The organism is Lentzea albidocapillata subsp. violacea, from assembly GCF_900100275.1.
In the GTDB taxonomy this organism is placed as follows: Bacteria; Actinomycetota; Actinomycetes; order Mycobacteriales; family Pseudonocardiaceae; genus Lentzea; species Lentzea violacea.
This window is the reverse complement of record NZ_FNET01000001.1, coordinates 526,088-539,066: the sequence shown is the minus strand read 5'-3', so window position 1 is coordinate 539,066 and position 12,979 is coordinate 526,088. Positions and strand designations below refer to the sequence as shown.

Sequence of the window (12,979 nt, the reverse complement as noted above, 5' to 3'; positions counted from 1 at the left end):
CTAGGTAACCAGGCCGCGGCGGTAGGCGTAGACGACGGCCTGGACCCGGTCACGCAGGTCGAGCTTGGTGAGGATGCGCGACACGTACGTCTTCACCGTCTCCTGGCTGATGACCAGGGCGGCGGCGATCTCGCTGTTCGACAGGCCCTCGGCGATCAGCCGGAGCACTTCGAGCTCACGCGGCGCCAACTGGGTCTGCGCGACCTCCTCGGCGGGCCGGATGCGCGCCGCGAACCTGCCGACGAGCTGCCGGGTGACCTCCGGCGCGAGCAGGGCGGCACCGCTCGCCACGGTCCGGATGCCCTGCAGCAGCTGGGCCGGTGGCGCGTCCTTGAGCAGGAACCCGCTCGCGCCAGCCCGCAGCGCCTCGTAGACGTACTCGTCGAGGTTGAACGTCGTGACCACGAGGACCTTGACCGGGTCGGGGACGCCGGCGCCCGCCAGCAGCCGGGTCGCCCCGATGCCGTCGAGCACCGGCATGCGCACGTCCATCACGACGACGTCGGGGTTGAGCCTGCGGGCGAGGTCGACCGCCGCGCGACCGTCCCCGCACTCCCCCACGATCTCGAGGTCCGGCTGTGCGTCGATGATCGTGGCGAACCCGGTGCGGATGAGCGCCTGGTCGTCGCACACCAGCACACGAACCGGTGCGGTCACGCCGGGTTCCCCGCGGGAATGCGCGCCCTGACCACGAAACCGCCGTCGCATTGTCCCGCCGAGAACTCGCCGCCCAGCACGTCGACGCGCTCGCGCAGTCCGGCCAGGCCGCGGCCGCTGCCTCCGACCGGTGTGGACGACTTCGCGCCCTCGGTACCGACCTCCACGGTGATTTCCCTTTCGCCGTAACGCACGTGCACGTTCGTCGGGTTGCCGTGCGCGTACTTCAACGCGTTCGTCAACGCCTCCTGCACGACCCGGTACGCGACGGCCTCGGCGCTGCCCGCGTCCCGCGTCGCCTCGCCTTCCTCCGCGAACTCCACGGGCTGCCCGGCCAGCCGGGTCTGCTCGACGAGCGTGCGCAGGTCCCCGAGCGTTTCCGTGCTGTGGTCGGGATTGAGCAGGTCGAGCAGGTGCCGCAGGTCGGTCAGCGACCGCCGGCCGGTGTCGGTGATCGCCTGCAAAGTCTGGTCCAGCCGGTCGGGAGCCGCGGTCAGGTACCGCGCGGCCTCCGCCTGCACCACCATCGCGGTCACGTGGTGGGTCACCACGTCGTGGAGCTCGCGGGCAATCAACGTCCGTTCCGCGACACGGGTCGTCACGGCGACGTGCCGGCGGCGTTCCTCCTCGGCAGTGCGCGAGAGCCGCAGCCACGCGCCGATCGCCCACGTGGCGGCCAGTGCCAGGTAGAACGTGACGAACCCGGCCACGCCCTCCGTGGCCCCGTTCAGATCCAGCGCGACGGACAACCCGGCATACCCGGCGGAGAGCGCGATCACGGTGCCGCGCCGGTGGTGCGACAGGTGCAGCCCGGCGCTGATCAACGCGATCGGCAGGGCCGTGCCGGCGACGGTGTGGTAGCCGCGCAGCTGGTCGACGGCGAACGCGACCGACACCAGTACCAGGCAGACGAGGGGCCACTTCCGGCGGACGACCAGCGGCAGGCACTCGAACGCGATCACCGCGATCGCGAGAGCGTCGAAAGGCCGGTTCGGCAGCCCGCCGAGCTGGGTGCCCTTGTCGTGCAGCGCGGGCACCAGGGACCCCAGCGCGAGCAGCAACGCCAGTGGCGCGTCCTGGACGCGAATGTCCAGGACGCGCCACCGCTGAAGGCTGATCACGCGGCGAGAGTAGCGGCCGGCGCAGTACGGCCACGGCGCGGCATGATGGTGCCGCGGCGCTTCGCCAGCCACAGGAACGCCGCCGTGACGACCAGACCGGCCAGCACCGAGTACACGCTCGCCTCCGGCCCGAAGTTCCCTCCGGTGACGAGCGCGGGACCGGACGTGACGCCGTCCAGCAGCCCCTGCGGCGCGTCCTGACCGGACACACTCGTGCTGAAGATGCCGCCCTGGGCGAAGTTCCACGCGAAGTGCACCCCGATCGGCACCCACAGGTTGCGCGTGGCCACGTAGGCGGCGCCGAGCATGAGCCCTGCCTCGATCGCGATGGCGAGCGAGCTCCACACCGTGGCGTTCGGGTTGAAGATGTGGGCGAAGCCGAACACCAGTCCACTCAGGACCAGCGAGAGCCACGTGCCGAGGCGCTCCTCGATGATGCGGAACAGGACGCCGCGGTACATCAGCTCCTCGGTCACCGCGACGGCGACCATGAACCCGAAGATCGCGATCATGCCGGACACCGAACCCCAGCCGCGCACCTCGTAACCGCCGAGGAAGGTGATGTTCAGGATCACCGCACCGAACATCGCAAGTCCGACGAGGACACCACGGCCCAGAGCGCCCGGGGCGATCTTCAACGAGACCTCGGTGGGCTCCCGGCGTTCGGTCCTGCGCACCACCCAGGCGTAGGCCGCCAGTGCCAGCGCCGCCGCGGCGACGCCGGCTACCAGCGTGAGCGGCGCGTTCCACCCCAACGCTTGCACGCCGGTGCCACCCGCGAACGTGACGGCCGCGATCAGGAGAAACTGCTTCAGAAATCGCATGACCGGAACGTTAGGGATTTCGCGCCTCGGGAACGTCACCGTGCGGTGGACATTCGCGTGTAGCTCGCTCGGGGGACACAGAAGCGTTCAGCGCCGCGGACAGCCAGGCGAACGGCATGAAGTCGGCGGCCTCCTGCGCGGTCCCGTCGATGATCGCCACCAGCGACTGGTACCGGGTGTAGGGATCGGCCGGCGCGGCCGCCTCCTCGATCGACTCCAGGTGCAGCCGCTCGATGTCGAGCACGTCGGCCGCGAGCTTCTCGCGGAACTCCCTGCTGTCCGGGGTCTCTGAGATCTCCCCGAGGTAAGCGGTGTAGAGACCGGCGATCTCACGCCCGAGTGGTGAGTCCGCCGGCGCGCCGGCCCGCTGCGCCTCCTGCGCCCGCACCAGGATCGCGCCGCCCCGTTCGAACGCGCCCACCATCTCCGCCGACGTCATCACCTCGGCGCCGGGCGCGGAGAAGGTCTCGCGCAGCGCCTCGCCCACCTCGCGGCGGAAGTCCGCGTCCTGCAGGAGGTTCGCCAGCTCGATCCACGCCTCCAGTTGCTCGGTGGCCGGCTCGTCCGGCAGGACCAGCCGTTCCTTGCGCATGAGGCCGACGAAGGCGGAGCTGACTTCGAGGCCTTCGGTGATCTCGTTCCAGAAGTCGTCGATCAACCGGTCGCGGTCGTCGTCGGACATCCCGGCGAGCTTGTGCATCAGCACCACCTGCTCGGCCTCGGTGTGCTGCCGGGCGATCGTCCGCAGCACGGCCTTCCTGGAGCGGATGCGGCGGGCCTGGTCGTCCAGCCGGGACAGGTGGGCGGTCGCGAGGTCCGACAACGTCATCCGTCCCTCCAGCAGGTGGCGGATGTCGTCCAGGCCCGCGTCCAGGTCGCGCAACGTGCGGACGAACTCCAGCCGGGCGATCGCGTGGACGTCGTAGAGCCGGTGCCCGGCCGCGGTGACCTCGGCGGGGACCACGATCCCCTCGTCGGAGTAGAACCGGATGGCGCTGACGCTCAGCCCCGTCCGGCGCGCCACCTCTCCGATCGCGTACCGCCTGGTGTCGTTCATGAGGCCACTATCGAACCTCAAGTGGCTTGAGATGCAACCCATACGGATGACTTACTTGAGCATTACCAACTCTTTACCTATGCTTCTCACGAGGGGAGTACTTCCCAAGCGTCTGCCCGGTCAGTACGGACACCCCTAGATGTCCTCGGGAGACCACCCGCACCGGGTGAAGGAGACCTCGAACGATCATGTTCGAGGAGGTTCCGTGCCCGTCGAATCCGTGGCGTCGCCCGGTCTGTGGTTTCTGAGCATCGCGGCGCTGCTCGCCCTGCTGGTGGTCGACTTCCTGGTCACTCGCCGCCCGCACGAGGTGTCCATGCGGGAGGCGGCGGGCTGGTCGGTCTTCTACCTCACGCTGCCCCTGGTGTTCGGGCTCTGGCTGTGGTTCGAGTTCGGCAGCGGCCAGTCGCTGGAGTTCGTCACCGGGTACGTGGTGGAGAAGTCCCTCTCGGTGGACAACCTGTTCGTCTTCATGCTCCTGCTCGCGGCGTTCAGCGTGCCGTCGCAGATCCAGCAGCGCGTGCTGCTCTACGGCATCGTCGGCGCATTGGTGCTGCGCGGCATCTTCATCGCGGCCGGCGCCGCGATGCTGTCGGCCGGGACCTGGGCGTTCCTCGTGTTCGGGCTGATCCTGTTCGCCTCGGCACTGAAGATCCTGCATGCGGCCCTCGCCGGTGAACCGGCCGCGAAGGACACCTCGAACATGCGGTCGGTGCGGCTGTTGCGCAGGCTGATGCCGGTTACCGACGACTACCGCGGCACCCGGATGACCGTCCGCGAGAACGGGCGCAGGGCGCTCACCCCGCTCGCGATCGTGGTGGTGGCGATCTTCGCGACCGACGTCGTGTTCGCGATCGACTCGGTGCCGGCGGTGTACGGCATCACCGAGGACCCGTACCTCGTGTTCACCACCAACGCGTTCGCATTGCTCGGCCTGCGCGCGCTCTACTTCGTGCTGCACTCGGCGCTCGCCAAGCTCGTGCACCTCAACCACGGCCTGGCGATCATCCTGGCGTTCATCGGGGTGAAGCTGGTGCTGCACTGGGCGCACGGCGTGTGGCCGGCCGTGCCGACGATCCCCACCCCGGTCTCGCTGGCCGTGATCGTGGCGACGCTGGGCGTCGTCACGATGACCAGCCTTCGTTCTCGTCGCAAGGAAGAAGCCAATGTGGACTGATCCCCGATGGTCACCGCGCGCCTGATCGACTTCCTCGTCGACGTCAGCGTGACGCTGCTCGTGCTGACGGCGCTGGTGGTCGCGTGCGCGGCCCTGGTCTCCAGGCCGTAGGTTCGCTCACGACCAAACGGACACGTGTCCGATATTGTGGGCGCATGCCTGCTCGCCCTGACACCGGCCCCGACTTCATCGAGGCGCTCGCCCGCGGCCTGGACGTGATCCGCGCGTTCCGGCCGTTGCGCCCGGTGATGACGCTCAGCGAGGTCGCCTCGGCCACCGGGCTGGCGCGGCCGACCACGCGCCGCATCCTGCTCACGCTCGCCGAGCTCGGGTACGTGCGGCAGAGCGAGTCCGGTTTCGCGCTCACGCCGCGAGTGCTCGACCTCGGCGTCGCGTACGTGCGGTCGATGGGCCTGTGGGACGTGGCCCGCCCGCACATGGAACGGCTGTGCGCCCGCACCAACGAGTCGGTGTCGATCGCACAGCTCGACGGGCCGGACATCATCTACGTCGCGCGGGTCGCCGTGCCGAAGATCGTCACGCTGTCCGTGCAGATCGGCACGCGGTTCCCGGCTTTGCCGACCTCGCTGGGGAAGGTGCAGCTCGCCGCCCTGGCACCGGACGAGCTGGAGGCCGTGCTCGCGCAGCCGACCCGGTCGGGCCTGACGTCGCGCTGGCAGCCGGACGCGGCCGAGCGGGACGCCGAGCTGCGGGACGTCCGGGCACGCGGGTGGGCGCTGACCGACCAGCAGCTCGCGCTGGGCATCCGGTCGGTCGCGGCGCCGTTGCGCGACGGGAGCGGCAGGGTCGTGGCCGGGATCAACGTCAACTGCCACGCGTCCGAGACCTCGGTCGAGCACATGGTGGAGCACCACCTGCCCCTCCTGTTGCAGGTCGCGGGCGAGATCAGCGCCGACTTCGCCCGGCTCGGCACGGTGCCGCACGAGGTCGTCGCGTCCTGAGGGGTTGACCAGCGGCCGTCGAAGGTTGACGATTCAACGGACACCTGTCCGCCAGACGGTCAAGGGAGTTCCCGATGAGTTCCGTCGTGCTGAGAAACGGCACTGTCCTGACCATGGACGGCCGCCCGCCGCTCGTCGACCACGACGTCCTGGTCGCCGGCGACCGGATCGCCGCGATCGGGCCGCGGCTGGAGGTGCCGGAGGGGACCGTCGAGGTCGACGCCACGAACGGCATCGTCATGCCGGGCATGATCGACACGCACCGGCACCTGTGGCAGACCGCGATGCGCGGCTACGGCGCGGACTGGACGCTCACGCAGTACTTCGTCTGGTACTACCTGGAGTGGGGCAAGGTGTTCCGGCCGCAGGACATCCACGCCGGCAACCTCCTGGGTGCGGCCGAGGCCCTCGACGCCGGCGTCACCACGACCGTCGACTGGTCGCACGGCCTGCAGACCACCGAGCACGCCGACGCCGCCGTCGACGCGCTGCGGGCGGTGCCCGGCCGGTTCGTGCTGGCCTACGGCAACATCCAGGACAGCCCCGCCTCCTGGACCGCCACACCCGCGTTCCGGGACTTCGTCTCCCGCCGCATCACCGGCGACGACATGCTGGGCTTCCAGCTCGCGTTCGACGTGACCGGTGACCCGTCGTTCCCCGAGAAGGCCGCCTTCGAGGTCGCACGGGAGCTCGGCGTCCCCGTCACGACGCACGCGGGCGTGTGGGGCGCGACGAACGACGACGGCATCAGGCTGATGTACGACAACGGGTTCATGACGCCGCAGTCGATCTACGTGCACGCGGCGACGTTGTCCACCGACTCCTACCACCGCATCGCGGCGACCGGCGGCTCGATCTCCGTGTCGACCGAGAGCGAGCAGAGCGCCGGTCAGGGCTACCCGCCCACCTGGGCGATCCGCGAGCACGGCATCCCGGTGTCGCTGTCGATGGACACGTCGGTGTGGTGGAGCGGCGACCTGTTCTCCGCGATGCGCGCGACGCTGGGAGCCGACCGGGCCCGCGAGCACATGGCCGCGCACGGCAACAACGACACCGTCACGCACTCGTCGTTGCGGGCCGAGCAGGTCGTGGAGTGGGCGACGATGGGTGGTGCGCGGGCGTTGGGACGCGCCGCCGACCTCGGCAGCCTCGAAGTCGGCAAGAAGGCCGACATCGTGTTGCTGCGCAACGAGAACTCCCCCGCGATGTTCCCGATCCTCAACCCGTACGGGCACGTGGCGTTCCAGGCCCAACGGTCCGATGTGGACACCGTGCTCGTCGACGGCCGGATCGTGAAGCGCGACCACAGGCTCGTCGGCGTCGACCTCGGCTCCATCCGCAGCCAGGTGTCGAACACCGTGGACCACCTGCGGACGCAACTCGGCGAGGAGGCGTGGGCGAAGGGCATGAACCCCGACATCCCGGAATCGAAGGTGCTGGACAACCCCTACACCTACACCGAGTACCGCGGCGACACCCGGACGTCCGTCTGATGGGCCCTCTCGAAGGCCTGCTCGTCGCCGACTTCTCGCGCGTGCTCGCGGGCCCGTACGCGACGATGCTGCTGGCCGACATGGGCGCCACGGTCGTCAAGGTCGAGGGACCGGCCGGCGACGAGACCCGCACGTGGATGCCGCCCGTCCGCGACGACGTCTCGACCTACTACTTGGGTGTCAACCGCGGCAAGCGGTCGATCGCTCTCGACCTGCGCTCCGAGGACGACGCCGTGCTGGGCCGGGAACTCGCCCGGCGCGCGGACGTGGTGATCGAGAACTTCAAGCCCGGCGGCCTGGCCAAGTACGGGCTCGACCACGCGTCGGTCAGCGCCTCGAACCCGCGCGTGATCTACGCGTCGATCACGGGTTTCGGTTCCGGGGAGGGCAGGCACGTTCCCGGCTACGACCTGATGGTGCAGGCGATCTCCGGGCTGATGAGCCTGACCGGTGATCCGGACGGGCCGCCGTACCGCGCGGGCATCTCGGTGTTCGACGTGATGGCGGGCAACCACGCCGTGATCGGCATCCTCGCCGCGCTGCGCCACCGCGACTCGACGGGGCAGGGCCAGCTCGTCGAGGTGAACCTGCTGTCATCGGCGCTGACGGGGCTGGTGAACCACAGCTCGGCGTTCGTGGCGGGCGACGTCGTGCCGTTCCGGATGGGCAACGCACACCCCAGCGTGTTCCCCTACGAGCCGTTGCCGACCGCCGACAACGACCTGATCGTCGCGGCGGCCAACGACGGCCAGTTCCGGCGCCTGTGCGAGGTCCTGGGGCTGTCCGAGGTGCCGGACGACCCGCGGTTCGCCCGCAACGCCGACCGCACCCGCAACCGCGAGGAGCTGCGGCCGATCCTGGTGGAACGGTTGCGAGCCCGTGGCGCCGTCGAGTGGTTCGACCTGCTCGTGGCGGCCGGCGTGCCGTGCGGGCCGATCAACACGATCGACGGCGGGTTCGCGATGGCCGAACGGTTCGGGCTCGACCCCGTCGTGGTGGTCGGGGACGTGCCGACGACCCGGCACCCGATCCGCTTCTCGGAGACACCGGCGGTCTACCGGCTGCCGCCGCCCGAACTGGACGAGCACGGCGAGGAGCTGCGCACGTGGCTGAAGGAGGACCGTGACGGTCTATGAAACGGCGCTCGGCGCGTCCACGCCCGACACCATCACGTTGCTGGGGCAGGACCTCGCGCGGGACGTGATGGGCACCGTCGGGTTCGGTGAGCTGGCGTTCTGGCTCGCCACCCAGCGCAGGCCGAGCCCTGGCGAGACGCGGCTGTTCGAGGCGGTGCTGGCCGCCCTCGCCGACCACGGGTTCACGCCGACCGCCATCGTCAGCCGCCTGACCTTCCTGTCCGCCCCGGACTCCGTGCAGGGCGCGCTGGCGGCGGGACTGCTCGGCGGCGGTTCGCGGTTCCTCGGCGTCACCGAAGACGCCGGCCGGTTCCTCAACTCCGTGGTCAGCGCTCACGCACCCCGCGAGGACTGGGACGCCCTCGCGCTGGAAACCGTTCGGGCGCAAGGGAAGGCACGCATTCCCGGACTCGGGCACCACGTGCACAAGAACGGCGACCCCCGCACGCCACGCCTGTTCGAGATCGCCGAGGAGGAAGGCCTGGTCGGGCCGCACCTCTCGCTGTTCGCCGCGATCGGGCGCGTTCATCCGCAGGTGCTCGGGAAGACGTTGCCGCTCAACGGCGCCGGCACGTGCGGCGCGGTGCTTGCCGACCTCGGCCTGCCGCTGGAGTTGTTGCGGGGCTTCGCGTTGCTGGCCCGTACCGCCGGACTGATCGGGCAGCTCGCCGAGGAGCTGCGCAACCCCGTCGCCAACCAGATCTTTCTTTCCGTCGACACAAACACCAGGTCTGTCGCGCCTGTCGAGGAGTGAGCAATGCAGCTCGTCACCGAGGACAACATCACCGCGCTCGCGGAGCAGCGCTGGGCCACCGCGAAGGACCCGCGGACCGCGACGCTGATGACCGCGCTGGTCCGGCACCTGCACGAGTTCGCCCGCGAGGTGCGGCTCACCGAGGCCGAGTGGATGGCCGCGATCGGGTGGCTCACCGCGACCGGGCAGATCAGCGACGCCAAGCGTGAGGAGTTCATCCTCGCATCCGACGTGCTCGGCCTGAGCATGCTCGTCGTGCAGATGAACCACCGGTTCTCCGCGGGTGTGACACCGGCGACCGTGCTCGGGCCGTTCCACATCGACGGCTCCCCCGAGCTCGGGTTCGGCGGTGACATGTCCGACGACGTGGACGGAACTCCGCTCTACCTCACCGGAAGCGTGCGTTCGCTGGACGGTTCGCCGGTGTCCGGGGCCGTGCTGGACGTCTGGCAGGCCGACGCCGACGGCGCGTACGAGGCGCAGCTCGAAGTGGACGAGGCACGGCTGCGCGCGAAGTACCGCACCGAAGTGGACGGCACCTACTGCGTCCGCACGATCACGCCGAAGGGGTACTCGATCCCGATGGACGGGCCGGTCGGCGCGTTGATCGGGCAGACGGAGATCAGCCACTTCCGGCCGGCGCACGTGCACTTCCTGCTCACCGCCGAGGGGCACGAACCGCTGATCACGCACCTGTTCGAGGAGGGCGCCGAGTACCTCGACAGCGACGTCGTGTTCGGCACCAAGCAGGAGCTGGTAGTCAGGTTCGAGCCGCGCGAGCCCGGCCCGACGCCGGACGGCGGCACGTCCGCGGTGCCGTGGGTGCTCGCCGAGTTCGACTTCGTGTTGCAGCCGTGCGCGCCGCGGTAGTCGTTCGTCCCGGTCAGCCTCCGTCGCTCGCCGACCGGGACGAGCCCTCCGGCGAGGTCGTCGTGGACGTCCTCGCCGCGCCCATCACCCCGTTGGATCGCCTGTGCGCCGGCGGCACGTCCTACTTCGGCGTGCCCGCGACACCCTATGTGCCTGGGGTGCAAGGGATCGGGACCGTCGACGGGCGGACGGTGTGGTTCCCCACCACCGCCGGGATGGCTCCCGGTGACGGGAGCATGGCCGCGAAGGCGTTGGCACGCGAGGAAGACCTGGTGTTCCTGCCGGACGTCGACCCGTTCGTGATGGCCGCGCTCGGACTGTCCGCCGTAGCCGCGTACATGGCGTTGAGCAGTCTGGCACCGGGCGAGTCCGTGGTCGTGCTCGGCTGCGGCGCGGTCGGTCAGGCCGCGATCCAGCTCGCCCGGCTCGCCGGTGCCGGACGGGTGGTGGCCGCCGCACGTTCGGCCGAGGCCCGTGCACGCGCGGTGCGAGCGGGAGCGGACGTCGTGGTCGCGCTGGAGGACGTGGCCGACGCCGCCCAGGGCGCCGACCTGCTGATCGACCCGTTGTTCGGGGCTCCCGCCGCCGCGGCCGCCCAGGCGTTGCGACCGGGCGGCCGGTGGGTGAACCTCGGCGGTTCGGCGGGCGAGACGAGCCCGATCACGTCGTCCACGTTGCGCAGCCGGTCATTGCGGTTGTCCGGTTACACCAACAACGAACTGACCGTGCGGCAGCGGGCCGACGCCATCTCCGTGATCGCCCGGCACGCGGCGGCGGGTGCGCTCACCGTCGACCACGAGGTGGTGCCACTGGCCGACGTCACCGATGCCTGGCACCGCACCGCTCACGGCCGGGTCGTGCTGGCGATGTAGTCCTCAGGTAACACGACCTGCGCGTGCCACCATGGGCTGAGGTGGCGGCGCGAGTCGCACCGCCACCTCACGACGTTCAGGAGCACTTGCGCCCGTCGTTCACGCACTTCACGATCTGCGCCATCGTCTGGTCGGAGTTGACGTTGGCGTAGTCGTGGTGGTCGGAGAACGGGTTGTGGTTCTCCTCGGGGAAGGCGTCGAGCTGGTACTGACCCTTCTGCTGCACGTCCGCCGGAAGGTTGTAGACGGTGGTGACCCGCAGCTGTGGGATCGCCTTGAAGCCCTTGGGGCACGCGCCGGTCTGCTTGTCCGCGAACCGCATGTGATCACGGTGGTTGGCGCTGTCGGTGTTCTGGCCGTCCCAGCAGCCCGGGAAGTCGTGCACCCGCATGACCTTGCTGCCGTTCGGGCAGATGACGTACTTGTCCGAGAGGCGGTCCTCGAACCCGCTGCAGGTCCACGTCGCGCGGGCGTTGGCGGGGCCACGGCTGGTCGGCTTGGCGTCACCGGTGGTCATCTTGAGGAACTTCGGCATGGCGGTGACCTTGCTGGTCGCGTTGCCGCGGTACTCGATCTTCGCCTGGGCGGGTCGGACGATCTTGCCGACGTTGCCGACGAGTTCCAGGTTCGGCCCGGCGGGAACCGCCAGTGCCGCGTTACCGCCGTTGTTGTTGCCGCCGTTGTTGTTGTTACCGCCGTTGTTGTTACCGCCGCCGTTGTTGTTACCGCCCGCGGTGTCGTTGATGAGCTTGCAGGGCGCCAGGCGCTCCAGACCCTGCGGCTTCTGGGCGTTGCGGCCGATGGCGATGGCCATCCGGTCGATCGTGGCGACCCGCTTGTCCTTCAACGGCCCCAGAATGGCGTTGTTGACGAAGTTCGGGCCGCCCTGCCCCTTGGAGGTCACGATCCGCTGGTTGGCCTCCGCGATCTGCTTGTCCAGCAGCACGAGGTTGCGATCCACCTCGGCGATCGCCTGGTCCGGCACGGCACCCAGCGCGCCGCGCACCGAGGGGCACTTCACGGTCGGGGTCGCGTCGTCGCCAGAGCCGCCGGGCTGGCCGGCGAACTTGCGCGGAGCCTGACCGTGATCGCCGTGTCCGTCCGAGCCGCCCGGCTGGCCGCTGAACTTGCGCGGGGCCTGGCCGTTGTCGCCGTGTCCGCCGAAGAACAGCTCGCATTCGACGAGCGAGGTCAGGTTCGGCTTGGGCGCACTGCGGCCGATCGCGATCGCCATGCGGTCCAGGGTGGCCACTCGCTTGCTGCGCAGCGGGCCGAGAATCGCGTTGTTGACGAAGTTCGGGTCACCGGGGTTCTCGTTGCGCGCCACCCGGTCGTTGGCTTCCTTGAGCTGCTTGTCCAGCAGCTCGAGGTTGCGGTCCACCTCGCCGCTCGCCTGCTGCGGCACGGCGGGCAGACGGTCCTTGACCGACGGGCAGGTGACGTGCGGTGCGCCCGCCTCCTTGATCTTGTCCGGACCGGACCCCGACGAGGTCGTGTTCGCGTTCGGGTTGATCCGCACGACCGGCCAGAAGTAGGACGACTTGTCGCCGTTCTTGCAGCTGGTGTCCGAATCCTCCAGAGACTCGTCGGTCGAGTCCGCGCTGATCGACTGGTTGCCGACGAAGTCGTGGACGTGCTGGGCGCCGTGATCAACACCCGGCTGGGCGACCGGGTTGTCCGCGCTGCGCTTGCCGTTCTCGTTCGTGCCGCAGTCGACGGTGAACACACCACTGGTGCCCCCCTGCTGCACCTTCGGGTTCACGACGTTCCTACCGACCTGCTCGATGCGCACGAACGCGCTGGCCGGCGCCGGGTCACCGTTCTTCGCGGCCAGTGCCACGGTGGCGGTACCGGCGGCCACCACGGCGACCGCCGACAACGAGGCGATCAGACGGAACTTCCGCCTGTCGGTTATGCGGTGTGTCATACGTCCTCCTCGGCGATGCCGTGCATGATCAGGAGTACGTACTACGCGCGCTTCCGGATTAATCACGAGTTTCGCGTCACAAGTTCGTAGGAAATCCAGCCCTGATGGGGTAGTAAGCGCTTTCCGGGT

At 69.6% G+C, this 12,979-nt stretch carries 12 protein-coding genes; 7 read left to right on the top strand and 5 right to left on the bottom strand.

Annotated elements, in window-relative coordinates:
- Genes BLR21_RS02145 through BLR21_RS02130 form a run of 4 tightly spaced genes read right to left on the bottom strand, consistent with a single transcriptional unit; the run spans window position 1 to window position 3,659 of the window.
- Window positions 1–657, bottom strand: coding sequence for a response regulator (locus BLR21_RS02145; RefSeq protein ID WP_090003917.1), 657 nt, complete (start codon window positions 655–657; stop codon window positions 1–3).
- The gene (locus BLR21_RS02140) at window positions 654–1,778 is read right to left on the bottom strand and encodes a sensor histidine kinase (RefSeq protein ID WP_090003916.1); all 1,125 of its coding nucleotides are present in this window, start codon (window positions 1,776–1,778) and stop codon (window positions 654–656) included. The genes BLR21_RS02145 and BLR21_RS02140 overlap by 4 nt, the downstream gene beginning before the upstream one ends.
- Window positions 1,775–2,602, bottom strand: a complete 828-nt coding sequence (locus BLR21_RS02135) for a CPBP family intramembrane glutamic endopeptidase (RefSeq protein WP_090003915.1) — start codon at window positions 2,600–2,602, stop codon at window positions 1,775–1,777. The genes BLR21_RS02140 and BLR21_RS02135 overlap by 4 nt, the downstream gene beginning before the upstream one ends.
- Window positions 2,603–2,612: 10 nt before the next feature.
- Entirely contained in the window at window positions 2,613–3,659 is a 1,047-nt protein-coding gene (locus BLR21_RS02130) for a MerR family transcriptional regulator (protein WP_256334388.1), read from the bottom strand.
- A 205-nt stretch (window positions 3,660–3,864) separates the two neighbouring features.
- On the opposite strand from BLR21_RS02130, the gene BLR21_RS02125 reads away from it, so the two are divergent.
- The 7 genes from BLR21_RS02125 to BLR21_RS02095 all read left to right on the top strand — a co-directional run bounded on the left by BLR21_RS02125 (window position 3,865) and on the right by BLR21_RS02095 (window position 10,923).
- Window positions 3,865–4,836, top strand: a complete 972-nt coding sequence (locus BLR21_RS02125) for a TerC/Alx family metal homeostasis membrane protein (protein WP_256334387.1) — start codon at window positions 3,865–3,867, stop codon at window positions 4,834–4,836.
- A 155-nt stretch (window positions 4,837–4,991) separates the two neighbouring features.
- Window positions 4,992–5,798: an IclR family transcriptional regulator domain-containing protein gene (locus tag BLR21_RS02120; RefSeq protein ID WP_090003912.1), complete on the top strand. Its 807-nt coding sequence runs from the start codon at window positions 4,992–4,994 to the stop codon at window positions 5,796–5,798.
- 74 nt (window positions 5,799–5,872) lie between these two features.
- Complete coding sequence (locus tag BLR21_RS02115) at window positions 5,873–7,291, top strand: amidohydrolase family protein (RefSeq protein WP_090003911.1); 1,419 nt, start codon at window positions 5,873–5,875, stop codon at window positions 7,289–7,291.
- Window positions 7,291–8,427, top strand: a complete 1,137-nt coding sequence (locus tag BLR21_RS02110; RefSeq protein WP_090003910.1) for a CaiB/BaiF CoA transferase family protein — start codon at window positions 7,291–7,293, stop codon at window positions 8,425–8,427. The genes BLR21_RS02115 and BLR21_RS02110 overlap by 1 nt, the downstream gene beginning before the upstream one ends.
- Window positions 8,414–9,181 carry a citryl-CoA lyase gene (locus BLR21_RS02105; RefSeq protein WP_090003909.1) on the top strand — a complete coding sequence of 256 codons (768 nt, stop codon included), beginning with the start codon at window positions 8,414–8,416 and terminating at the stop codon, window positions 9,179–9,181. The genes BLR21_RS02110 and BLR21_RS02105 overlap by 14 nt, the downstream gene beginning before the upstream one ends.
- Window positions 9,182–9,184: 3 nt before the next feature.
- Entirely contained in the window at window positions 9,185–10,051 is an 867-nt protein-coding gene (locus BLR21_RS02100) for a dioxygenase family protein (protein WP_090003908.1), read from the top strand.
- A complete protein-coding gene (locus BLR21_RS02095; RefSeq protein WP_090003907.1) occupies window positions 10,036–10,923 on the top strand; it encodes a quinone oxidoreductase family protein in 888 nt (295 codons plus the stop codon). Before BLR21_RS02100 ends, BLR21_RS02095 begins: the two co-directional genes overlap by 16 nt.
- Window positions 10,924–10,999: 76 nt before the next feature.
- Here BLR21_RS02095 and BLR21_RS02090 read toward each other — a convergent pair whose 3' ends face one another.
- Window positions 11,000–12,850 (bottom strand): DUF1996 domain-containing protein, encoded by a 1,851-nt coding sequence (locus tag BLR21_RS02090; protein ID WP_090003906.1) that lies wholly within the window; start codon window positions 12,848–12,850, stop codon window positions 11,000–11,002.
- Window positions 12,851–12,979 lie beyond the last annotated feature (129 nt).